This window comes from Pseudomonas sp. NFX98 (assembly GCF_047784845.1).
Classification (GTDB): Bacteria; Pseudomonadota; Gammaproteobacteria; order Pseudomonadales; family Pseudomonadaceae; genus Aquipseudomonas.
Window position 1 is genome coordinate 98,433 of sequence record NZ_JBLNNF010000016.1, and the last position, 21,790, is coordinate 120,222.

A 21,790-nucleotide genomic window follows, 5' to 3' on the forward strand; every position below is an offset into this window, starting at 1 on the left:
CTGCGATCTTTTGATCTATGTCTCCCGAACCTCCACCAGCTGCCCCAACCGGCTGCGCGTACGCGCCAGGTCAATCGCATCACCGTCCAGGCTTTCACGCAACGAGCGTTGGCCGAGCAGGATCAGGTGCTTGTCCTGATCGTACAGAACGTCCACCAGATTGATGAAACGCTGCTGGGCGGCAATCGAACAGTCCGCCAGGTTGGGCAGTTCATCGATGATCCAGTGATCGAAGCGTCGGCACAATTCCAGATAATCCATGACTGCCGTGGGCTGATCGCACAAATCGCTGAAGGTAAAACCGATGGTGCGCCCTTCACAGTAGCGTGCCGGCAAGTGGCGCGTACCGACCGGCAAGGCAATGGCGGCGGCATCGGCGTCAGGCAGGTTGGAGGCCTGACGTTGCGCCTGCGTGGCGGGCCAGACGTACTGGCCTTGAGTGAACAATTGCTGCGCATGGGTTCTGACCTGACTGCGGTAGTCGTGCGGCCCGCCGACTTCCATCACCTGCATGCGCGCGTTGATCAGATCGATCACCGGTTTGAAGCGCGCATGGTACAGCGGATTGGGCAGCAGGCCTTCCGGTGGGTAATTGGAAGTGACCAGCAGCAGGATGCCTCGGCGGAACAATGCTTTGAACAGGCGCGTGATCAACATCGCATCGCCGATGTCATGGACGTGGAACTCGTCGAAACACAACACCCGGCAATCACGCAGCAATTCATCGAGGGTGGTCGCCAGCGCATCCGGCTGATCGCGATGGCGGAACATCCCTTGGTGCAGGCAGGCAAAAAATTCATGGAAGTGCAGGCGTTGTTTTTCCGCAAGGGGAATGGCCTGGAAGAACCCGTCCAGCAGCCAGCTCTTGCCACGGCCTACGGCACCATGCAGATAGAGCCCCGGCAGGGTTTTCGCCGCAGCGCCCGTCAACGTCGTGGCGTGTTGCGCCATGCAGTCGATCACGCGTTGCTGGCTGTGACTGAGGGTGTAGCCCTGGGCATGGGCCTTGTGGTGAAAGTAGTCGTGGATGACCCGACCGGTCGCAGGCGCGGCCGAGGCTTTGCCGAACAGGCGGCGAAGTGACGGCCAGCGTGGTGTGAGACGTGAACGGTTGGGCGGTCGAACGGCCACTGGATGTCACCCCGTGATCTTCAGGCAGGCTCCCCGAGCTGCGGCGGCGTAGTGTAACCAGAGCGATGAATGTGCTTCCAGTTGTGTCGATGGAATATGGATGTAATTAGACAAAATGCTGCGGTGTGTACAGCTTATAACCCGAAGCTGTCGAGCTTCTGGGCGGTAGTGGCACTATAAAATCACTGCTTTTCATGGATCCAATTATCGTTAGCTGACTGGCGATTTCCCGATGCATTGCTAACCTGACTCTATAAGACACCCCTCAAAAGGAATGGGGCCGTGAATGGACGTGTGGTGTTGGCAGTCTTGGGCGCAGGGCTCAGTGCGACAGTATCGGCCGCCGAACTCCAGGTGGAGGTACGGGTCGATGTGCAGCGCGGCTGTCAATTGGTCGGGCAACAACGCAGCGCAGGAATCGAGCAGCTGGGCGTGCTGGACTTCGGCAGCACCGCGCGCCTGGATGATCCTGCCGGGCCATTGAGCGCCGCGCTGATGAACGAGCGCTTGCCCCGGCTCGAATGCAACCCCGATACCCCATATCAATTACGCGTGGATGGCGGCCTGCATGGCGGCGTCGGCGACGTGCGCTACATGGCGGCCGACGCCGAGCACAGCAAACCCATTCCCTATCGGCTGTATCAGGACCCGGCGCGGCGTATCCCGCTGGCGGTGGATGTGCCGATGAGCGGTCGCGTGCCGGACAGCGGCTCAGTGGATTTGCCCTTGTATGCCCGCATCGAACCCATGGCGGACATTGTGCGAGTCGGTCGCTATTCGGATCTGGTGAAGGTGACGGTCAGCTGGTGAGTGGATCGGCAGCAAACAATCTGGCGGAGCCGGATTGTGCAGGGAAGGAGGCGTTCGCGAGCGAACGACCGTGTGTTTAATCCTGAAGGAATTGGGATTGGTGTGATGACAAGCGAGTTTTTCAGGGTTATCGCCATCGGCGCACTGCTACTGACGGGCGGTGTCGCGCAGGCCGCAATCAGCGGGCAGATTCAGGCGCGGCTAACCCTCATCGCCGGTTGCGAAGTGACTAACGGGGCCAACCCCGATAGCCCGGTCGCCGACTTCGGCACCCTCGATTTCGGTCAGCAAGGCCCGACCTGGAACAACCCGATCAAGGCCAGTCTCGGCGACGAAGCCAGCGGCAAGCTGAACGTGGCCTGCAACCCGTCAGTCACCGGTTTCACCGTCACCATCGACGGCGGCACCCATGGCGATGGCACCACCCGGCGCCTGAGCAATGGCAGCCAGACCATCCCTTATCAATTGTTCCTCGATGCTTCCGGCAACCGCAGCTACAGCATCGGCCAACAACACAATTTCGCTGTTACCAGCGGGGCGCAGATACCGATTCCGGTATTCGGCTCGGTGGTGGCGAATACCCGCGCGCTACCGGCCGGTGTCTATACCGACACCCTGACGGTGACGCTCGACTGGTAATCCCGTAGAGGACGGACACCATGCGTACGTTTGCATCAAGGATCGGATTGTCATTGCTTGGCCTGACGCTGGCGTCCAGCGCAACGGCCGCCACCACGGTCACCGGCCAGATCACTTCCAGCCTGATCCTGACCAGCAGTTGTCAGGTCAACGGTGTCGGCGGTTCCACCAACCTGAACTTCGGCGCGTTGAATTTCGGCACCGCCAACAGCCTGTTCACTTCGGCCAGCGGCCAGGTGCTGGGCGGTGGCGGCGGGGCGCTGTCGATTCTCTGCTCCAGCGGCACCACGCCGACGGTCAAGGTCCGTGCCGGCGCCCATGACGGGCAATCGGCGGGCGGTACCCGAGCACTGTACGACGGGGTTGCCAACTACGTGCCGTATGACTTGTACACCGATGCCGGGCACTCGCAGTTGCTGGCGATTGACGGCGTGATCAACCTCGCCCCCAGCACCGGCGTGGCGCAGACCCTGAACATCTACGGTCAGGCGCTGGGCAAGGCTGGTTTACCTGCCGGTACTTACACCGACACCGTCGCCGTCGAACTGACGTTCTAGCGCCATGGCCCGCCATGCTTGTGCGGCGTTTCTGCTGCTGTGCGTTGGCAGTGTGCCGTTGCCGCTGGCGGCGGTGACCAGCCAGAGCTTCCAGGTCAGCGCCACGGTGACCGCCGGTTGCCTGGTGGTCGGCGGCGTTTCCAATTACGGCAGCCTGAATTTCGGCAGCCGCTCGGCGCTGGCCACTGGTCCGGTCCAGGTCGCGTTGACCGGCGGGGTGAAGTTGCAATGCACGCCGGGGGTGACGCTGAACATGAGCGTCGATGGCGGTCAGTACAACAATGGCGGGCGACAGATGCAGCTCACCACCGGCAGCAACCGGGTGGCGTATCAATTGTTTCGCGATGCGGCGTTCAGCCAGGTCTTGGGGATCGGCCAAAGCGTGGCGGTGGCGTACAGCGACGCAAACAACATCAGCCTGCCGATCTACGGCCAGGTGCAGTTACCGGGCAATCAGCCGGGAGGAACCTACAGCGATGTGCTGCAAGTGCAGTTGTCGTGGTAACGGAGCGATTTGAACAAGGAGCAAGCGTATGTGGTTACCGGTTATGCGATGCACGTTGTCGGCGATGCTGTTACTGGGAGTGGGCAAGGTGCAGGCGGCCAGTTCGGTGCTGATCTGGCCGATCGATCCGGTGCTGGAGGCCGATCAACAGGCCAGCGCCTTGTGGCTGGAAAATCGCGGCAGCGAGACGGCCAATCTGCAAATCCGCGTGTTTGCCTGGAGCCAGAGCGGCTTCAACGATCAATACCAGAACCAGCGCGACGTGATCGGCAGTCCACCTGTGGCGAAGATCGAGCCGGGCCAGAAGCAACTGGTGCGCCTGACGCGAACCCGGGATGTTCCGCCGGGTCAGGAGCTGGCCTACCGGATCATCATCGATGAAATTCCCTCGGCGAAACCACCTCAGGCGGATGACGGCAAAACCGCGGCGGCGATTCGTTTCCAGATGCGCTACTCGGTGCCGTTGTTCGCCTATGGCGCAGGCCTGTGGAGCAAGGAAGACACCACCCGCCAGCGCGATCCGAAAGGCATCGGCCTGCCGAACCTGACCTGGCGCACGGTGGCCGTGGACGGCAAGCCATATGTGGAAGTGCGCAACCAGGGCGCGGTGCACGCGCGGCTGACCGATGTGGCACTCAAGCAGGGCAGCCAGACCAAACCCTTGGTTGAAGGACTGCTGGGCTACGTGTTGCCCGGCGCCATCATGCGTTGGCCTGCGCCCGGTCCGGTTGCCGGCGAACCGGCGTTGCAGGTGCGGGTCAATGGCGCGTCGCAGGTGCAGAGTATTGCGCCATCGCGATGAAGGCCGGATGAGGTAAAGGAGTCAACAGTCCAATGACGGACAAAAAGTAGTAATGAACCAGGGTTGGGCTCGCAGTGTTCAGCGTCCGTTGTGGGCCGTGGGTTGGGTATGTTGCCTGGCGATCGTTCATCACGCAGAGGCCGGCGACCTGCCGCCTCCGCCCAGCGGCATGGAGGCTGTGGCCGATGCGCAGTTGTTTCTGGAGCTGGTGGTCAACCAGATGAACACCGGACGAGTCGTGGCGGTCGAGCAGCGCAACGGGCAGTTTTTCCTCCCGGCCAGTGCATTGCGCGATACCGGAATGAAACTGCCGGCAGACATCGGTGCCGAAGTCGGCCTCGACAGCCTGCCGGGCCTGCATAGCGAGTACGACAGCAACGGCCAGCGCTTGCTGTTGGACGTGCCGCCGGACTGGTTGCCCGAACAGTTTGTCGGCCGCCGCGAGGCCTACCCGCGCACTCCGGCCCTGAGCAGTTTTGGCGCGTTGTTCAACTATGACCTGTACCTCAATGACACCGATGATGCCGGCACTTATCTCGCAGCCTGGAACGAAGTGCGGCTGTTCGACAGCTGGGGCACTCTATCCAATACCGGGCAATATCGCCGCACGCTGTCTGGTGACGAAGTCAGTACGTTGAGCAATGGTTACCTGCGCTACGACACTACCTGGCGTTACTCCGATGATGAGCGGCTGCTGACCTACGAGGCCGGGGATCTGGTCAGCGGCGCTTTGCCGTGGAGCAATTCGGTGCGTCTGGGCGGGGTGCAGTTTTCCAGGGATTTCGGCGTGCGCCCGGATCTGGTGACCTATCCCTTGCCGCAGTTTGCCGGGGAGGCGGCGGTGCCGTCGTCGGTGGACCTGTTCATCAACGGCTACAAATCCAGCAGCGCCGATCTGCAACCCGGTCCCTACACGCTGACCAACATTCCCTTCATCAACGGCGCCGGCGAAGCCGTAGTGGTCACCACCGATGCATTGGGTCGACAGGTCTCGACCACGGTGCCGTTCTACGTCACCAGCAGCCTGCTGCAAAAAGGCTTGAGCGACTTCTCGTTGGCCGCCGGCACCTTGCGCCAGGATTACGGCCTGCGCGATTTCAGTTACGGCCCGGGCGTAACGTCCGGCAGCCTGCGTTATGGCCTGAGCGACAACTTCACCCTGGAAAGCCACGCCGAAGCTTCGGACGCCCTGACCCTTGGCGGTGTCGGCGGCAATGTGCGCCTGGGCAATTTCGGCGTACTCAACAGCGCCATCAGCCAAAGCCGTTTCGACGGTGAAAGCGGTCAGCAGATGAGCCTCGGATATCAGTACAGCAGCCAGCGTTTCAGTTTTTCGTGGCAGCGCCTGCAACGGCGCGATCAATACGCTGACCTGACGGTTGTCGACAACTCGTACACCACGCTCAGCACGCGCAGTGAACAGGCGACCCTGAGCGTGAACCTCGATACCTGGGGCAGCCTGGGCGCCGGGTATTTCGACGTGCGCGCGGCGGACGATTCGCGCACGCGCCTGCTCAACCTGACGTGGAGCAAACCGCTGTGGCGCAACAGCAGTTTTTACCTGTCGGCTAATCGCGAGATCGGCGACAGCAACTGGGCGGTGCAGGCACAACTGGTGATTCCCTTCGACCTGCGCGGCAGCCTGGCCATCAGCAGCGAGCGCAGCAAGACCGGGCAAACCCAACAACGCGTCAATTACAGCCGCGCCGTACCGACCGAGGGCGGGGTGGGTTTCAATCTCGGCTACGCCAAGGGTGACGGCGCGGATTACCGGCAGGCCGACCTGACCTGGCGCCTGCAATCGGTGCAATTGCAGGCTGGTGTCTACGGCACCAGCGACGCCGAAACGCGTTGGGCCGATGCCAGCGGTTCGCTGGTGTGGATGGACCGCCAGGTGTTCGCCGCCAACCGCATCGACGATGCCTTCGTGGTGGTCAGCACCGACGGCTATGCCAACATCCCGGTGCGCTACGAAAACCAGCAGGTCGGCCAGACCGATCGCAACGGCCATTTGCTCGTGCCGTGGAGCAGTGCCTATTACCGTGGAAAATACGAAATCGATCCGCTGAATCTACCGGCCAACGTGCGCAGCCCGAACGTCGAGCAACGCATTGCGGTGCGTCGTGGCAGCGGCTATTTGCTGGAGTTTCCACTGAGCCGGGTGATCGCCGCGAGCATCGTGCTGGTGGACGCACAACAGCAGGAATTGGCCTTGGGCAGCGGCGTTTTGCACACGCAGAGCGGCACGCAAACCGTGGTCGGTTGGGACGGGCTGGTGTACCTGGAAAACCTGCAGCCGCAGAACAATCTGCAGGTTACCCTGGCCGATGGCAAAACCTGCCAAGTGCAGTTTGCCGTGGACATGAACCAGGATCAGATCCCGTTGATCGGTCCGCTGGTGTGCCAATGAACATGGCGAAGTGGCTGATGCTGCTGGCGCTATGGCTGCCGGGATCGGCGTGGGCCTTGTGCTCGGTGGTCAGTACCACGCCGGCGGGATTCGGTTCGCAAAGTTCGATTGCCGTGCGCACCACGTCGCAGCCCAGTTCCACGCTCAACGGTGGCTTGAGTTGTACCGGTTCGCTGCTGTCGTTGCTGACGACCAATGATCATTTTTATGCCACGATCACGTCGACCCAGAGCGGCTTGCGCGGACCCACCGGCGATGTCATCGGCTACACGATTTACGCCAACAACAGTACCAGTTACCCGCTGACCCGTGGCATGGCGTACGATTTTGCCCGCAACGGCATCATCGATGCCTTGGGCCTGCTCAACGGCACGGTGCCGAAAACCGTGCCGCTTTACCTGCGCACGATTGTTGGCAGCAACGTCGCCGCCGGGGTCTACAGCGAAACCCTGAGCATTTTCTGGAGCTGGAATTACTGCTCCGGTATTGGCATCGGTGACATTTGCCTGGGGCGCGATATCAGCAGCGGCACCACCACGCTGACGGTGAACATGACGGTGGCGAATGACTGCACCATCACTGTGCCGAACATTGCGTTTGGCAGTGCGCCGGTGGTCAGTGCGTTTGCTCCGGTCACCGGGCAGACCATAAACCTGGCGTGTACCAAGGGCAGTGCGTATACCGTCGGGTTGGGGGATGGGCAGAATCCGGTAAGTGTCGGGGGGCGGCGGCGGATGGTGTCTGGCGGGAATTATCTGGCTTACGATATTTTCAAAAGTGCCGGGACGACTCGCTGGGGCAATGTGGGCAGTGCGCGGCGGGCGAGTACGGATGCCGAGGTTAATCCTGGGAATGGGTTGGGTACAGGGAGTCAGGTTTTTAATTACAACGCGAAGGTTTATACGGATCAGGTGACGCCGCCGGCGGGGACTTATCTGGATAGCGTTGTGCTTGATGTTGGGTTTTGACTTGGCGGCCTCTGGGCCGACCAGGTTCTTGGTTGATTGGGTACATATCCGTTGCTGCGGTGACGGCGGCTTATGGTTTCGCCCTTACGGCGACTCCCTTTTTTACAAGCGCCTAAAAAAGGAAGCAAAAAACGCTCGCCCCTTACGTACGGCCCCTCGCTAGAGCTCGGGGTTCCTTCGCTCCGGCATTCATCCTGGGGCATCGCCTCCGGTCTGCTTCGCGACGACCTCCTCTCGATGTGTGCGGCTTCGCCGCACGGCGCTGCGCGCCCAGCCCCGGATGAACACCTCCACTCAGCCTTCCGATGGGGCGGGTGGATCAAAAGCGGCAGGCGAGCTAACGCTCGGCCTGTTGAGTGGTGAAAAGCTTGGGTGTGCGCCGTTCCACTGTGGGAGCCAGCCTGACAGCCGACCCGATTTTGTGCTGTATCACGCCCAATGTAGGAGCTGCCGAAGGCTGCGATCTTTTGATCTCGCTTGTAAAAAACAAAATCAAAAGATCGCAGCCTCGTTGCACTCGACAGCTCCTACAGAGAAACGCGCATGCTTCAAGAGCCAGGCCGGCCGGTAGGCCGCCTCGCTTTTGCTTTGGCTTTTGATCTTCTTGCACCCTCGAGAGGCCGAGTGGAGGTTCTGCGCAGTGGGCAACCCGGCAAGGATGCCGGGTTAGCCGCCCACGGCCATGGATGGCCGATGGCGGCGGGCCCACGGAGCAGGACCGGAGCGAGGGCATGCCGAGCCACAGCGAGGCACCGAACGTCAGGGGCAAAGCCTTTTGGTTACTTTGGGGCTTTTCCAAAGTGACCCGCCGTAAGGGCGGAACCATAAGCCGCCGTTACCGCAGCAACGGATATGTACACCCAAAAAATACTCATCGCCCAACACAAAACCATCGCGAGCAAGCTTGCTCCCACAAGCAACTGCTGTGTCCACGCAAACGCTATCTACCGCTCAATACTCCGATTCCACCGCGCATTCCACGCCGGGCGCTGTTCGTTGACCTGATCCCAATCCACCGCAATCGCCGTCTGAAGATACTGTTTCATCGCCTCAACCTGCCCACGGGTGCGATCGGTCGTCGGGGTATTCGGGTTAGAAGGAATCTGGTCACCATCCTCAAGCGCCGCAGCCTGGGCTTCAGGCGTCAGCAGGAACGCCGCGAGTTTCTGCGCCAGTTCCGGTTGCGTGTTGTTGGCGATCGCACACTCGGCTACGTTAAGTACCACGGCGCCTTCCTTCGGCTGCGCGTACTCCACCGGCATGCCCTTGAGTTTCAGGGCGGTGACCTGGGTCGGCGTCAGCGGGAACAGCGCCGCTTCGTCGGTCTGGAGCATTTCGGAGATTTTCGCCGAGCTCGGAATGTATTCCAGCACGTTGCGCCCGACGCTGTTCGGCCAGGCCTTGAACCCCGGCTCGACATCGGTTTCGCTGCCGCCCTGAATCCGGTTGAACATCAGGAAACCATGCAGGCCGAAGGTCGAGGAGGCCATCGACTGGAACACCAGTTTGTCCTTGAAGCGCGGGTCAGCCATGTCCATCCAGGAGGTCGGCGCGCTCCAGCCTTTTTCCTTGAACAGGCGCGTGTTGTACGCCAGCCCCGTGACGCCAAGGCTGACGGCCACGGCTTCTTCCTTGATCCGTCCCTTGGCCGGAATCTGTTCCAGCGTCGGGCTGTCCTGGAGTTTGTCGCACAGGCCCATGGCGATCGCGCGGTACATGATGCCGTCATCGAGGAACATCACGTGCATCTGCGGGTTGCCCTTGCTGGCCTGGACCTTGGCCAGGATGTCGGCGGAGGTGCCCGGCACGATCACCACTTTGACGTTGTTGGCCTTCTCGAAGGCCGGCAGCACCTTGTCGGCGTAGAGCCGCTCCATGGTCCCGCCGTTCATGCCCAGGTAAAGCGTCGGTTCGGCGTGGGCCTGGGTGACGGTGAGCAGGGCGCTCATGCAGGACAAACCGAGCAGAGCAGTGCGTTTGAAGTTTTTCATTGGCGCGACCTTCCTCTATCAAGCTACGGAAATGGAGTGAAACCGGGTGATGGAAAACGCATCCAGCGACGTCTTTGACGCGCCGCTACAGATGATTTCGGTGAGCGCCTGGCCCACCGCCGGGCCGATCTGGAAACCGGCGCCGGCGAAGCCGAACGCGTGCAACAGACCTGGCTGGGTACGGCTGTGACCGATCACCGGTTGGCGATCTGGCAGGTAACCTTCGGTGCCGCTCCAGGTACGAATTGCCTGGGCGCCTTCAAGAAATGGATAGAGCTCGACGGCCTGGCGGAGGATTTCCAACACCGCGCCTTGACCGGGGCGGGCGCGAGCGTCGTCGAGGGCAAAGCCCTGGCCACCGCCCAACACGCAATTGCCGCGCGCCACCTGACGCGCATAAATGCCGCCACCCTCGACGCCGGTGCTGGCGTTCATCACCAGCGGCAAAGGCTCTGTCACCAGCATCGCCGGGTGCCCGGAATGCATCGGCACCGGCTCGCCGAATTGCGCGGCGAGGCTGCCGGCCCAGGCGCCGGCGCAGTTCAACAGCCATGGCGTGTGCAACTCCAGACCGGTTCGTGTGCACACGCGGAAGCGCTGGCCGTCATGTTCAACCGAGGTCACAGCGCATTGCTCATGCACCTGCGCGCCATGTCGCCGTGCGGCCTGGGCAAACGCCGGGGACACCAACCGTGGATTGGCGTGACCGTCATCCGGGCAATACGACGCGCCCACCGCCACGTCGCCGACCCATGGAAACCGCGCACGCAATTGCGCGCGGTCGAGCACTTGCAGATCGAGGCCGAAACCCTGGCTGCTGTCGGCATAGTCTTGCAGGGCGTGCAGATCGTTGAGGCTGCGGGCGAGTTTCAAGTGACCGCTGCGTTGATATTCACCGTCGATGCCGATCAACTGTGGCAGTTGCGCCCAGATCGCATGCGCCCGTTGCGACAGTGGCAGTTGCGACAGCGGGCGGCCCTGTCGGCGCACGCCGCCGTAGTTCACACCGCTGGAATGCGAACCGCAAAAGTCCCGTTCCAGCAACGCCACGCGGCGACCGGCCTTGCCGAGAAACAGCGCTGCGGAGGCGCCGACGATACCGCCGCCAATGATCACTGCGTCGACGTCGATCATGCTTCGATCTCCAGGCCAAATGGCAACGGTTTGATCGGTGCCTGGGCCCGCAGCCGACCGATTTCGGATACCGGGCGCTGGCTTTCGCGGGCAATGATTTCCGCCGCAGCGGCGCCACACATACGGCCCTGACAACGGCCCATACCGACCCGACAGTGCGCCTTGACCCGGTTGATTTCCCAGTGGCCTTCGCGCACGACTTGGCGAATGTCACCGGCACACACTTCTTCGCAGCGGCAGACCGTCACGTCATCAGCGACGTCGGCGGCCCAGTTGTCGGGAAAGGCAAAAGCACGTTCCAACCCCTGGCGAAAATCGCCGATGCGTTGCAGCGCCTGTTCCAGTTGCGCAGGGCGTTGCGGCGGGATCAGGTAGCCGATGTCTTCGAGCAACGCCAACGCGGCACGCTCGCCAGCCATCTCCGCAGCGTCTGCGCCCATGATCCCGGCACCATCACCGGCCAGGTAGACCTCGGCGACACTGCTGCGACCGGCGCTGTCACGAGTTGGCAGCCAGGCGCGATTGAGCGGGTTCCAGGCGAACTCACAACCCAGCAAGTCGGCGAGTTGGGTTTCGCTGCGCAGGCCGTGGGCGAAAGCAACGGCGTCGCAGTCCAGCTGATGTTGGCCGTTAGAGTCGGACCATTTCAGCGACTGCACGCGCTGTTCACCGTCGATGCGATTCAACGTTGCGCCCTGATGTACCGCGATGCCGTGGGCGGTCAACCAGCCTCGGTAATAAATGCCTTTGGCCAGCGTGGCCGGTTGCGCCAGGAGGCCGGACAGGGCGCGGGCCTGGGCGCTGAACGGCGAACTGTCGAGCACGGCGACGACTTTCGCGCCGGCCTTGGCGTATTGATAGGCGACCAGGTACAGCAGCGGTCCACTGCCGGCGAACACCACGCGTTCGCCGATGGCGCAGCCCTGGAATTTCAAGGCGATCTGTGCGGCGCCGAGGCTGTAGACGCCGGGCAGGGTCCAGCCCGGTACCGGGAGAATCCGGTCGGTGGCGCCGGTGGCGACGATCACTTTGGAAAACGCCAGTCGCCCGGCCCGGCCCTCCTGCAACATGTCGAGTGCGCCATCCTCGGCGTTCCAGACCAGCGTTTCCGGGCGGTAATCGAGTTGCTCGCGCAGGGTGTCGATTGTCTGGTGCAGCGCACTGGCCTTGCGCGCTTCGAAGCCATACAGCTTGATCGGCGAACGCTTGAAATTGGCCGGCTGACGCCGATAAATCTGCCCGCCACCGCGCGCCGCTTCATCCAGCAGCACCGGGCGTACGCCATGCTCGACCAAAGTTTGCGCGGCACGAATACCGGCGGGCCCGGCGCCGATGATGACGACTGGTTTCATAACGATCGCCCCGGTTCGCGGCTGATTTGTTGCCCGGCTTCGAGCAGCGTCGAGCAAGCGCGCACTCGGCGGCCATCGCCCAGGCGCACCCAGCAATCCTGACAGGCGCCCATCAGGCAGAAACCGGCGCGGGGTTCGGCGCTGAAATCGCTGCCGCGCAGGTGTTCGCTGCAGGTCAGCACCGCCGTCAGCACGGTGTCACCGAGCAAGGCGGTGGCCGGTTGGCCGTCGAGGGTAAAGTCCAGGGCCGGGCGGTCGCCTTCGGCCAGTCGTTTCAGCAGCGCCATGGCGTCCTCATTGTTTCCCTACCAGAACCCGATCCAGGCCATAGACCCGATCAAGCAGAATCATGGTCACTGCGGTCAGCGCAATCACCAGTGCCGACACCGCCGCCATCATCGGATCGATGGATTCGGTGGCGTACACGTACATGCGCACCGGCAGGGTTTGCGTGGCCGGCGAGGTGACGAAGATCGACAGCGTGACCTCGTCGAAACTGTTGATGAACGCCAGCAACCAACCGCCAGCGACACCCGGCAGAATCATCGGCAAAGTGATCTGCCGGAACAGCGTGAAACGCCCGGCACCCAAAGATTGCGCTGCGTGTTCGGCACTGCGGTCCAGGCCGATGGCCGAGGCCAACACCAGCCGCAGCACATACGGCGTAATCACCAGCACATGGGCGAAGATCAGCCAGGCGAAGCTGCCGTTGACCCCCATCAGCGCAAACAGACGCAGCAGCGCCACACCCAGCACCAGGTGCGGAATGATGATCGGTGACAGGAACAACCCATTGAGAAAGTCCCGGCCGGGAAACTCGAAACGGGTGATCGCCAGCGCGGCGGGCACAGCGATCAGGGTCGCCAGCGAGGCAGCGCTGAATGCCAAAATCAGGCTGTTGTAGAACGCATCGACAAAATCGGCGCGCTCGAACACCGCACGGAACCAGCGCAGGGAAAAATCCGTGGTCGGCAGGCTCAGGGTGTTCTCCGGGGTGAAGGCCACCAGGCACACCACCACCAGCGGCGCGAGCATGAACAGCACCACCAGGGTGTGAAACAACAGGGCGAAAGGACCGTTCCTGGACATGGCGAGTTACCCCAATGACTTCTTGTAGCGGCCTTCGATCATGCGGTTCCACGACAGCATGATCAGCAGGTTGATGAGCAGCAGGGCCACGGCGATCGCCGCACCCATGGGCCAGTTGAGCTCCGACAGGTACTGGTCGTAGATCAGCGTGGCGACCATCTTCAGGCGGCGTCCGCCAAGCAGCCCGGGAATCGCGAAGGAACTGGCGGCGAGGCCGAACACGATTAGCGTTCCGGACAAAATGCCGGGCATCACTTGCGGCAGCACCACTTGGCGAATCACCGTGAACTGGCTGGCGCCCAGCGACAGCGCGGCTTGTTCGGCGGCGGGGTCGAGTTTCTGCAACGAGGTCCAGACCGGAATGATCATGAACGGCAGCATCACGTGAACCAGTGCAATCACCACCGCGAACGGCGTGTAGAGCAGCTTCACCGGCGAGCCGCCGAAGGCTTGCAGGGTCTGGTTGACGAGGCCGTCGGCGCCGAGCAACAGGCTCCAGCCGAACGCGCGCACCACCACCGAAATCAACAGCGGCGTGAGGATCAGGATCAGGAAAATCGAACGCCACGGCGTGCCCATGCGGCTGAGGATGTAGGCCTCGGGCACGCCGATCAGCACGCAAAGCAAAGTGGTCAGCGCGCTGATCCACAAGGTCCGCAGAAATATTTCATAGAAGTACGGATCGCCCAGCAGGATGCTGTAGTGCTCGACGGTGAAGGCGTCGCCGTCGATCCCCGAGCTGTAGTCGAAGACGTTGAACGACAGCACCAGCGTCAAGGCCAGCGGGATGACCAGCAGCGCGAGGTACAAGGCCAGGGCCGGTGCCGACAGCCAGTAACCCTGGCGTCCTTGGCGGATGGCGGCAAGCGTACTCATGCCGTCACCTCGTCGACACTCAGCACGCGCAACAGCGCCGCGTCCCAATCGAGGCCGACGGCGGTGCCTTCGCTCAGCGGTGCCGAGCCGTCGTTGCGGCGCACCACGCACAGTTCACCGAGGTTGGTTGAAACGCCGTACAGCCATTGGCTGCCGAGAAAGAAACGGCTGGCAATCTTGCCTTGCAAGCGGCCATGTCCGGCGTCGCGCAGGTCGATTTTTTCCGGGCGCAGGCTCAGGGTCAGGTCACCGTCGCCACGACTGCACACCTGAACCACGCCCGCCGTGTCGCGCTCACCGGGCAACAGATTGGCCTTGCCGACGAAGCCGGAAATGAACTCGGTGCGCGGGTGTTCGTAGAGGGTGTAGGGCGCATCGATCTGGGTGATGCGCCCGGCCTGCATCACCACCACGCGGTCACTGATCGACAACGCTTCGGACTGGTCGTGGGTGACCATCAGCGTGGTGATCCCGACTTCGCGCTGGATGCGGCGGATCTCGAATTGCATCTCTTCGCGCAGGTTGGCGTCGAGGTTGGACAGCGGTTCATCGAGCAGCAGCACCGGCGGCTGGATCACCAGCGCCCGGGCCAGGGCGACACGCTGGCGCTGGCCGCCGGACAGTTCCCGTGGGTAACGCTCGGCGTGCTGATTGAGGCGCACCAGTTTCAGCACCCGCTCGACCCGCTGCTGAATCTCGGCGCTCGGCACTTTGCGCATGCGCAAGCCGAAGGCAACGTTGTCCTTGACGGTCATGTGCGGGAACAACGCGTAACTCTGGAACACCACGCCCAGGCCACGGCTGGCGGGTTTGGCGTGGGTGATGTCGCGCCCGTCGAGCAAGATGCGCCCGCTGGTGACTTCGACGAAGCCGGCGATCATTTGCAGGGTGGTGGTTTTGCCGCACCCGGAAGGGCCGAGCAGAGAAACGAATTCACCTTTCTCGACTGAGAGGTCGGTGGCGACCACGGCGTCGATTTCACCGTAGCGTTTGCCGAGTTTTTCAAGTTGCACAAAAGCCATGCCTGCGCCTCCACCTGAGATTGTTATGCGTCGCCCGAGGGCGCGCTTTTTTGTATGGGCAGATACGAAAAGTGTTGCAGGGGGTACGCTGGCGCTCGACTTGAGTCGGCTGCCGTTGTTGTTCGAATCGCCCCGTCTGGACGCAGATTAGGACGAAGACTAGGATGGCTCAATGGCCTATTTCACTGAGGCGATGACTATTTTCAGTTTTATTCGATCAGTAAATTAATTGTCGAGAAATGACATGTCAGATTCCATTGAGCGGAATAAAAGCAAAAATGAAGTCGGAGTCGGGGCCGTCTCAAGACTGTTTGGGGTGCTGCGTGCGTTGGGCGATACGGTTGAGGGCGGAGAACGGGTGACGCAACTGGCGCAACATATCGGTTTGTCGCAACCGACCACTCACCGCTTGCTGCGCAGCCTGATGGACGAGGGCATGGTCGAGCAGGACGCGCGCAGCAAACGCTATCGACTGAGCCTGGATTTTTTCGCCCTGGCCGCCCGTGCGGGCAATAGCGGCAACCTGCGCGAACTGGTGCGCCCGGCGTTGTTGCGGCTGTCGGCGTCGCTGGGTGATTCGTTGTTTTTGCTGGCGCGTTGCGGCTTTGATGCGATCTGCCTGGATCGCAGTGAAGGGCCGTTTCCGATTCGCACCTTTACCGGTGATATCGGCGGGCGCGTGGCTCTGGGCGTGGGGCAGGGCAGCCTGGCAATCCTGGCGTTTCTGCCGGAAGAAGAGCGCGACACGGTGATCCATTACAACCTGCCACGGCTCAAGGATTTCCATCTGTACGACGAAGTGTTTTTGCGCTCGGAAGTCGAGAACGTGCGCAAGCTTGGTTACGCCGGACGCAACACCGGCGTGTTGCAGGGCATGGCCGGGGTCGCGGTGCCGATTCTCGATCGTGAGGGGCGGGCGGTGGCGGCGTTGAGTGTAGCGACGGTGAGTGATCGCCTCGGGCCGGATCGCTTGCCGACGGTGGTGGACATGCTCAAGCGCGAAGCGGCGCTGATCGGGCCGCGGATCAATCCGTTCGATCCGTTGCTGCGCAGGCCTTCGCAGGTGTTTGGGCAGGGGTGAAAAGATCGCAGCCTGCGGCAGCTCCTACAGGGAAATGCATTCCAATGTAGGAGCTGCCGCAGGCTGCGATCTTTTGATTGTCTAAAACTGCACGGTCTGCCTCAGCATCTGCGCCGCCGGCGTATCGGTCGGGCTGACCATCGCATAGTTGTAGCCGCCCCCTGACCAATATTCAGCCTGCAAACCACCATCACTGCGGCTCCCTCTCGGCAGCAGATAGTTTTTCGGCCCCGGCGGGCGCACGTAGAAGCTGATCTTCTGCCCGCCCTGATTCTCGTAGACCACCATCGCCGCCGGCCCTTGTTCGGTGCTGAGCAAGCGTCCGCTCACCGGTTTGAATCCGGCGCCGGCAAGATCGGGCAGGCGATTGGCCTGGGTGAAGTAACGGTCGAGCCAGCCCTGCATGTCGCCGTCATCGCTGGCCTTGTAATCGGCCGGCAATATTTCTTGCTGGGCAATCAGGCGATAGGCTTGCAGGGCATCGGTCATCGGTAGCTGAGTGCTGATGAAGGTCATTTGCCGAGCCTGCCAGCCGCCGAAGCCGCCGACGCTGACCGCAATCAGCAACACCGCGGCGCTGGCCAGGTGTCGCCGCGATTGGCGTTTGAGGCGCTGACGAATCATCGCCGGATCAAGCGCCGGGTTGGCCGGTTGCTGCAACGCACCGCTGAGCGCCGCGCGCAGTTGCTGGGCGTCCTGCTGCCAGGCGCGGACCTGTGCGGAAACGTCTGTATTACTTGCAAGAAAAGTCTCCACCAGACGTCGGTCGTCTTCGTTGAGTTGATGGTCGACGTAAGCGTGCAGGTCACGCTCGCTTGGGGGCATGCTGATCATTTGAGTCTCCGCAGAGCTGGGCGGGTGATTTCGCCATCGCTGAGTTCGCGCAGGGCCTGGCGGGCCCGGGACAGGCGGGACATCACGGTGCCGGTGGGTACGTCGAGAATCTCGGCGACCTCTTTATAACTCAGGCCTTCGACCGATACCCAAAGCAGCAGAGCGCGCTGTTCGGTGGGCAGTCGGTCGAAGGCGTTGAGGGTCGATTGCGCGATGACGGTGCGCTCTGCCGAAGGCTGCGCATCGTCGCGCCCGGTGAAAAATTCAAGCATCCGTGCATAGCGCCGGGAACGTCGATGAGCATCGAGAAACTGTCGATAGAGAATCGAAAACAGCCAGGCGCGCAGATCACCGTCGGCACGTTTGGCGCCCCAACTCGACAGCGCACGCTCCAGGCTGGCTTGAACCAGGTCGTCGGCGCTACTGGAGTTGCGCGTCAACGACACGGCAAATCGCCGCAATCTGGGAATGATTTCTCTCAGTTGTTCGTCGATATCGTTCATGAAGTACTGACTAGTCACTACGCTGTGGACTAGGAAGACGCCCGGGACTGGAGGTTATTCCACGCCCGAAAAAATAAATACCGCGCGAGGGAATAAACCGCTGCGCGGTTCGTCTGCCTGATTCTTCTCACTCGCGGCCGATGGCCCTGGAGTCTTTCATGGTAGATCGATCATCACCGCCACCCCGGCCACCGTTGAGTGCCGCGAGCCTGACATTGCGTCTGGCCGGCATTGCCGTGGTCGTCGCCGCCGTGGCCGGGGCGTTTGCCTACGTCAACGGCACGCTTGACCCACAGCGCCTGACGCCGAAAAAGCTGATCAATGTGCTGGAAACCAACAACGGCGTGCATCCCGGATTCCGTCGCAACCACTCCAAAGGCGTGTGCGTGATCGGTCATTTCGAGAGCAGCGGTGAGGCGCGCAGTTACTCCACGGCGCAAGTGTTCAATGAGGCGCGCACCCCGGTGGTCGGACGATTGGCCCTGCCGGCCGGCAATCCTTATGCACCCGACAATGCGGTGCCGATCCGCAGCCTGGCATTGCGATTCACTCAAGCCAACGGCCAGCAATGGCGCACCGGGATGAACAGCATGCCGGTGTTCCCGGTGGGCACGCCCGAGGCGTTCTATCAATTCCAGCAGGCGCAATCGCCGGATCCGGCTACCGGAAAGCCGGACCCGAAAGCGGTGCCGGAATTCTTCGCAGCGCACCCGGAAGCCGTGCCGTTTCTGGCGTGGGTCAAGACGGCCAAGCCTTCGGCCAGCTACGTGACCGAAACCTACAACAGCGTCAACGCGTTCTATCTGGTGAACGCCGCCGGGCAGCGTCAGGCAGTGCGCTGGAGCATGGTGCCGCTGGTTCAGGACGCACCGGGTGCCACGGCGCCGCAAGGCAGCGACTTTTTGGAGAAGGATCTGGTGCAACGGATCGCCGCAGGTCCGCTGCGTTGGCAGTTGAACATCACGTTGGCTAACCCCGGCGACCCAGTGAACGACGCCAGCAAAGCCTGGCCCGAAGGACGTAAAGTGTTGAACGCTGGCACTCTGGTGCTTGAAAGCACCCAGCCACAACTCAGCGGCGAGTGCCGTGACATCAACTACGACCCCTTGGTATTGCCCGCCGGTATCGAAGGTTCCGACGACCCGTTGCTCGCCGCTCGTTCAGCGGGTTACGCCACTTCCTACCTGCGTCGCACCAGCGAAGTCAGCCAATTGCCCGCCGCCAAACAGGAGGCCCAGCAATGAGCACTCAACCCAACCACTTCGCTCCTCTGGCGCGCTTGCTGCACTGGCTGATGGCGCTGATGATCATCGCCATGCTGTTTATCGGCGCGGGCATGGTTGCCTCGGTGTCTGAGCGACATGAAATGCTGATCCATCTGCACAAACCCTTGGGCATTGCCATTTTGCTGTTGGTGATTGTGCGCCTGGGCGTGCGCTTCTCCACCACGCAACCACCACTGCCAGCGGACCTGCCGGGTTGGCAAGTGCTGGCGGCCAAGGCCTCCCACATCTTGCTGTATGCCTTGATGCTGATTTTGCCGTTGCTCGGCTGGGCGATGATTTCGGCGTCCGGCGAACCGGTGATGCTCAGCAGCTCGTTGCAATTACCATCGATCGTAGCGGCCAATGCTCAGGTGTTTGCGTTCCTGCGCAAGGCCCACGGGTATCTGGCGTACTTGTTGTTTCTGACCGTGCTGCTGCATTTGGCGGCGGCGTTGTTTCACGCCTGGGTGCGTCGTGATGATGTGCTGGACAGCATGTTGCGGGGTAAGGATCGCGGATAATCGCGGGGCAAAAAAAGATCGCAGCCTGCGGTGCTCCTACAGGGAAACGCATTCCAATGTAGGAGCACCGCAGGCTGCGATCTTTTGATTTCAAAGGGCGATCAACGCAGGCTATCAACCATATCTGCCACAGTGGTCAAAACATCCTTCCCCAACTGCTTCGAGCGCTTGCCCGACCACCCCGTCAATGGGTTCGGATGATCATCGTGATCCTTGAACGGCATCTCCAGGGTCAGCGACAGGCAATCAAACTTCTGGCCAACGCTGTTGCAAGCCAGGGTCATGTTGGCTTGGCCCGGTTCGTCGCGGGTGTAGCCGTGTTTGGTCTGGAAGTCCTTGGTAGTGTGCTTCAGGTGGCTGCGGAAGCGTTCTTCGAGTTTTTCAATGCGCGGCGTGTAGCCCGGGTTGCCTTCGCACGCGGCGGTGAACACGTGAGGGATTTCCTCGTCACCGTGCGCGTCGACGAACATATCGACACCGTACTTTTCCATCTGCTGCTGTACGAAAAACACTTCCGGGCTGATTTCCGGGCTGGCGTTCTGCCAGGCTCGGTTCAGGTCCTGGCCCATGGCATTGGTGCGCAGGTGACCGTGGAAGGCGCCGTCCGGGTTCATGTTCGGTACCAGGTACAAGTCGGCGCTGGCCAACAGTTTGTTCAGTACCGGGTCGTCGTGTCTTTCCAGACGCTCGATCACACCTTCCATGAACCACTCGGCCATGTGTTCGCCTGGATGTTGCTGGGCGATGATCCACACTTTGCGTTGGCCTTCGGCGCCGGTGCCTTTGCGCAGCAACTGGATGTCGCGACCTTCGACGCTCTTGCCGGTGGCCAGCAGTTCGGTGCCGGCCTTGGTCAGCGCCTGCTCGATCAGCCAGTCGTGACGGCCACGGCTGTAGGGTTCGAAGTAGGCGAACCAGGCGTGGGTTTGCGTGGCTTCAAGGCAGAAGCGCAGGCAGTCGCCTTCAAAGATAGTCGGCACGCGGAACCAGTTGACGTGGTCGTAGGACGCGACCGCCTGATAACCGTCCCAGGCCTTGTTGTACGAAGACTGGCTGGCATTGTTCAGGCGAAACCAGTGTTCCTGACCGACGTGCAGGCCGCTGGCCTTGAAGTGGAACCATTGAAAGTGATTGCTCTTGGTATCGGGGCGGATCGCCAGCAGGGGCTTGAGCGGGTCGCTGAGGTCAATGACCTGAATGTTGCCGCTGTCGAAGTTGGCACTGATGTCGAGAGAGGATTTGGCCACGGTCAGGGTTCCTGATTTAGATTTTATGGCGGCTACTTTACACGCAAGAGAAGAGGGTTAGGAGCGCAGAAAAAACGTTTCATCCCCATGGACGCCGTTCTGTTTCGTCGCTCACCGATCGCCGCAACATTCGATTGCAGGCAAAGGTTTCAGTTGTGTTACCACCAGCACCTCTTTGGGGCCTGTCGACCCCAGACTGGGGCATTTCAACTCGTTACCCGCGATGACCAATCCGCATATCGGCGTTCTCCATTCTCAATAAACCAACCTAATCAATCACCTGCATGCCCCATGCTGAATTTGGCATGCATCGTGCTTTTTTGGCTTTGTGGATAATTGGATACAAAAATACAAAAGGTGCACCGATGAAATTCGCCCCTGTCTACACCGAGCGCCAGCCTGTTACCGCCGAGGAAGAGGCTTACAACTTTCTTCTGGAGGCTATCTGTAAGGGACGTTACCGCACCGGCGAACGGCTGATCGCCGAGGATATCGCCGGTGAAATCGGCATGAGCCGCATGCCCGTGCGCGAAGCCTTCCGCCGTCTGGATGCCGACGGCCTGGTGACGTTGCGGCCCAATCGCGGCGCCATCGTTCGCGGGCTGAACATCGACGAAATGCGTGAGGTATTCGAGATGCGCAGTGCCCTGGAAGGCCTCGCCATCCGGGTGGCTGTCACCAAAATGAGCGAGCGCCATTTCAGTCACCTGGAGCGTCTGCTCGACGAGATGGACGACTACCGCGAGGACGGTGCCGAGTGGGTCAGCCGCCATCGCGCCTTCCATGAATACCTGTGCAGCCTGAGTGAGCGCCCGCGCTTGATGCGGCAAATTTCGGCGCTGTATTCGGTGATCGAGCCGCACATGCGCCTGTGGCTGCAACACGCCGACAAACCCCGCAGTGCCCGGGACGAACATGCCTCGATTGTGACGGCTTTGCGTTCCGGCGATCCGGATAAAGCAGCCGCCGTGGTATGCGAGCACATCGAAGGCACCATTCCGCGGTTGATTCAGTTTCTTGAGGCTCATCAGTAGAAGAACAAACACATCCCCC

22 protein-coding genes are annotated in these 21,790 nt (G+C 61.5%); 11 read left to right on the forward strand and 11 right to left on the reverse strand.

The features are described 5' to 3' along the window. Window positions 1-15: 15 nt before the first annotated feature. Window positions 16-1,131, reverse strand: coding sequence for a cell division protein ZapE (zapE, locus tag ACM110_RS21130; protein WP_416129314.1), 1,116 nt, complete (start codon window positions 1,129-1,131; stop codon window positions 16-18). 282 nt (window positions 1,132-1,413) lie between these two features. Here zapE and ACM110_RS21135 point away from each other — a divergent pair, with 282 nt between their 5' ends. The 7 genes from ACM110_RS21135 (at window position 1,414) to ACM110_RS21165 (ending at window position 7,822) form a co-directional block, all read left to right on the forward strand. Then, window positions 1,414-1,941 (forward strand): spore coat U domain-containing protein, encoded by a 528-nt coding sequence (locus ACM110_RS21135; protein WP_416129315.1) that lies wholly within the window; start codon window positions 1,414-1,416, stop codon window positions 1,939-1,941. 105 nt (window positions 1,942-2,046) lie between these two features. After that, window positions 2,047-2,580, forward strand: coding sequence for a spore coat U domain-containing protein (locus tag ACM110_RS21140; protein ID WP_416129316.1), 534 nt, complete (start codon window positions 2,047-2,049; stop codon window positions 2,578-2,580). Between the two features lie 20 nt (window positions 2,581-2,600). Then, complete coding sequence (locus tag ACM110_RS21145) at window positions 2,601-3,137, forward strand: spore coat U domain-containing protein (protein ID WP_416129317.1); 537 nt, start codon at window positions 2,601-2,603, stop codon at window positions 3,135-3,137. Between the two features lie 4 nt (window positions 3,138-3,141). Further along, window positions 3,142-3,642, forward strand: coding sequence for a spore coat U domain-containing protein (locus ACM110_RS21150; protein WP_416129318.1), 501 nt, complete (start codon window positions 3,142-3,144; stop codon window positions 3,640-3,642). A gap of 43 nt (window positions 3,643-3,685) precedes the next feature. Continuing rightward, window positions 3,686-4,444 (forward strand): molecular chaperone, encoded by a 759-nt coding sequence (locus ACM110_RS21155; protein ID WP_416129371.1) that lies wholly within the window; start codon window positions 3,686-3,688, stop codon window positions 4,442-4,444. Between the two features lie 52 nt (window positions 4,445-4,496). Then, window positions 4,497-6,854 (forward strand): fimbria/pilus outer membrane usher protein, encoded by a 2,358-nt coding sequence (locus ACM110_RS21160; protein WP_416129319.1) that lies wholly within the window; start codon window positions 4,497-4,499, stop codon window positions 6,852-6,854. Next, window positions 6,851-7,822: a spore coat U domain-containing protein gene (locus tag ACM110_RS21165; protein WP_416129320.1), complete on the forward strand. Its 972-nt coding sequence runs from the start codon at window positions 6,851-6,853 to the stop codon at window positions 7,820-7,822. The genes ACM110_RS21160 and ACM110_RS21165 overlap by 4 nt, the downstream gene beginning before the upstream one ends. Before the next feature lie 944 nt (window positions 7,823-8,766). Here ACM110_RS21165 and ACM110_RS21170 read toward each other — a convergent pair. From ACM110_RS21170 to ACM110_RS21200, 7 genes are read right to left on the reverse strand one after another with little or no spacing between them, the layout of a single operon-like run. Further along, window positions 8,767-9,813, reverse strand: a complete 1,047-nt coding sequence (locus tag ACM110_RS21170; RefSeq protein ID WP_338581941.1) for an ABC transporter substrate-binding protein — start codon at window positions 9,811-9,813, stop codon at window positions 8,767-8,769. An 18-nt stretch (window positions 9,814-9,831) separates the two neighbouring features. After that, window positions 9,832-10,947, reverse strand: coding sequence for an NAD(P)/FAD-dependent oxidoreductase (locus ACM110_RS21175; RefSeq protein WP_416129321.1), 1,116 nt, complete (start codon window positions 10,945-10,947; stop codon window positions 9,832-9,834). Beyond that, window positions 10,944-12,299: an FAD-dependent oxidoreductase gene (locus tag ACM110_RS21180; protein WP_416129322.1), complete on the reverse strand. Its 1,356-nt coding sequence runs from the start codon at window positions 12,297-12,299 to the stop codon at window positions 10,944-10,946. Before ACM110_RS21180 ends, ACM110_RS21175 begins: the two co-directional genes overlap by 4 nt. Beyond that, window positions 12,296-12,586 carry a (2Fe-2S)-binding protein gene (locus tag ACM110_RS21185; protein ID WP_416129323.1) on the reverse strand — a complete coding sequence of 97 codons (291 nt, stop codon included), beginning with the start codon at window positions 12,584-12,586 and terminating at the stop codon, window positions 12,296-12,298. Before ACM110_RS21185 ends, ACM110_RS21180 begins: the two co-directional genes overlap by 4 nt. 7 nt (window positions 12,587-12,593) lie before the next feature. After that, window positions 12,594-13,388: an ABC transporter permease gene (locus ACM110_RS21190; RefSeq protein ID WP_338581937.1), complete on the reverse strand. Its 795-nt coding sequence runs from the start codon at window positions 13,386-13,388 to the stop codon at window positions 12,594-12,596. A gap of 6 nt (window positions 13,389-13,394) precedes the next feature. Beyond that, window positions 13,395-14,264, reverse strand: coding sequence for an ABC transporter permease (locus ACM110_RS21195; protein ID WP_416129324.1), 870 nt, complete (start codon window positions 14,262-14,264; stop codon window positions 13,395-13,397). Beyond that, window positions 14,261-15,286 carry an ABC transporter ATP-binding protein gene (locus ACM110_RS21200; protein WP_416129325.1) on the reverse strand — a complete coding sequence of 342 codons (1,026 nt, stop codon included), beginning with the start codon at window positions 15,284-15,286 and terminating at the stop codon, window positions 14,261-14,263. The genes ACM110_RS21195 and ACM110_RS21200 overlap by 4 nt, the downstream gene beginning before the upstream one ends. A 244-nt stretch (window positions 15,287-15,530) precedes the next feature. Between ACM110_RS21200 and ACM110_RS21205 the strand changes: the two genes are divergently transcribed. Next, window positions 15,531-16,367 (forward strand): IclR family transcriptional regulator, encoded by an 837-nt coding sequence (locus tag ACM110_RS21205; RefSeq protein ID WP_416129326.1) that lies wholly within the window; start codon window positions 15,531-15,533, stop codon window positions 16,365-16,367. Between the two features lie 81 nt (window positions 16,368-16,448). Here ACM110_RS21205 and ACM110_RS21210 read toward each other — a convergent pair whose 3' ends face one another. Next, a complete protein-coding gene (locus ACM110_RS21210; protein ID WP_416129327.1) occupies window positions 16,449-17,201 on the reverse strand; it encodes an anti-sigma factor family protein in 753 nt (250 codons plus the stop codon). Further along, complete coding sequence (locus ACM110_RS21215) at window positions 17,198-17,704, reverse strand: sigma-70 family RNA polymerase sigma factor (RefSeq protein WP_416129328.1); 507 nt, start codon at window positions 17,702-17,704, stop codon at window positions 17,198-17,200. Before ACM110_RS21215 ends, ACM110_RS21210 begins: the two co-directional genes overlap by 4 nt. 158 nt (window positions 17,705-17,862) lie before the next feature. Between ACM110_RS21215 and ACM110_RS21220 the strand changes: the two genes are divergently transcribed. Together ACM110_RS21220 and ACM110_RS21225 are read left to right on the forward strand one after the other, a co-directional pair. Further along, window positions 17,863-18,948, forward strand: coding sequence for a catalase family peroxidase (locus ACM110_RS21220; RefSeq protein ID WP_416129329.1), 1,086 nt, complete (start codon window positions 17,863-17,865; stop codon window positions 18,946-18,948). Further along, window positions 18,945-19,490: a cytochrome b gene (locus ACM110_RS21225; RefSeq protein WP_416129330.1), complete on the forward strand. Its 546-nt coding sequence runs from the start codon at window positions 18,945-18,947 to the stop codon at window positions 19,488-19,490. Before ACM110_RS21220 ends, ACM110_RS21225 begins: the two co-directional genes overlap by 4 nt. 101 nt (window positions 19,491-19,591) lie before the next feature. Here the strand turns inward: ACM110_RS21225 and ACM110_RS21230 are convergent, their stop codons facing one another. Then, window positions 19,592-20,743 (reverse strand): M14-type cytosolic carboxypeptidase, encoded by a 1,152-nt coding sequence (locus ACM110_RS21230; RefSeq protein WP_416129372.1) that lies wholly within the window; start codon window positions 20,741-20,743, stop codon window positions 19,592-19,594. Window positions 20,744-21,102: 359 nt separating this feature from the next. Between ACM110_RS21230 and ACM110_RS21235 the strand changes: the two genes are divergently transcribed. Then, complete coding sequence (locus ACM110_RS21235) at window positions 21,103-21,771, forward strand: GntR family transcriptional regulator (RefSeq protein WP_338581928.1); 669 nt, start codon at window positions 21,103-21,105, stop codon at window positions 21,769-21,771. Window positions 21,772-21,790 lie beyond the last annotated feature (19 nt).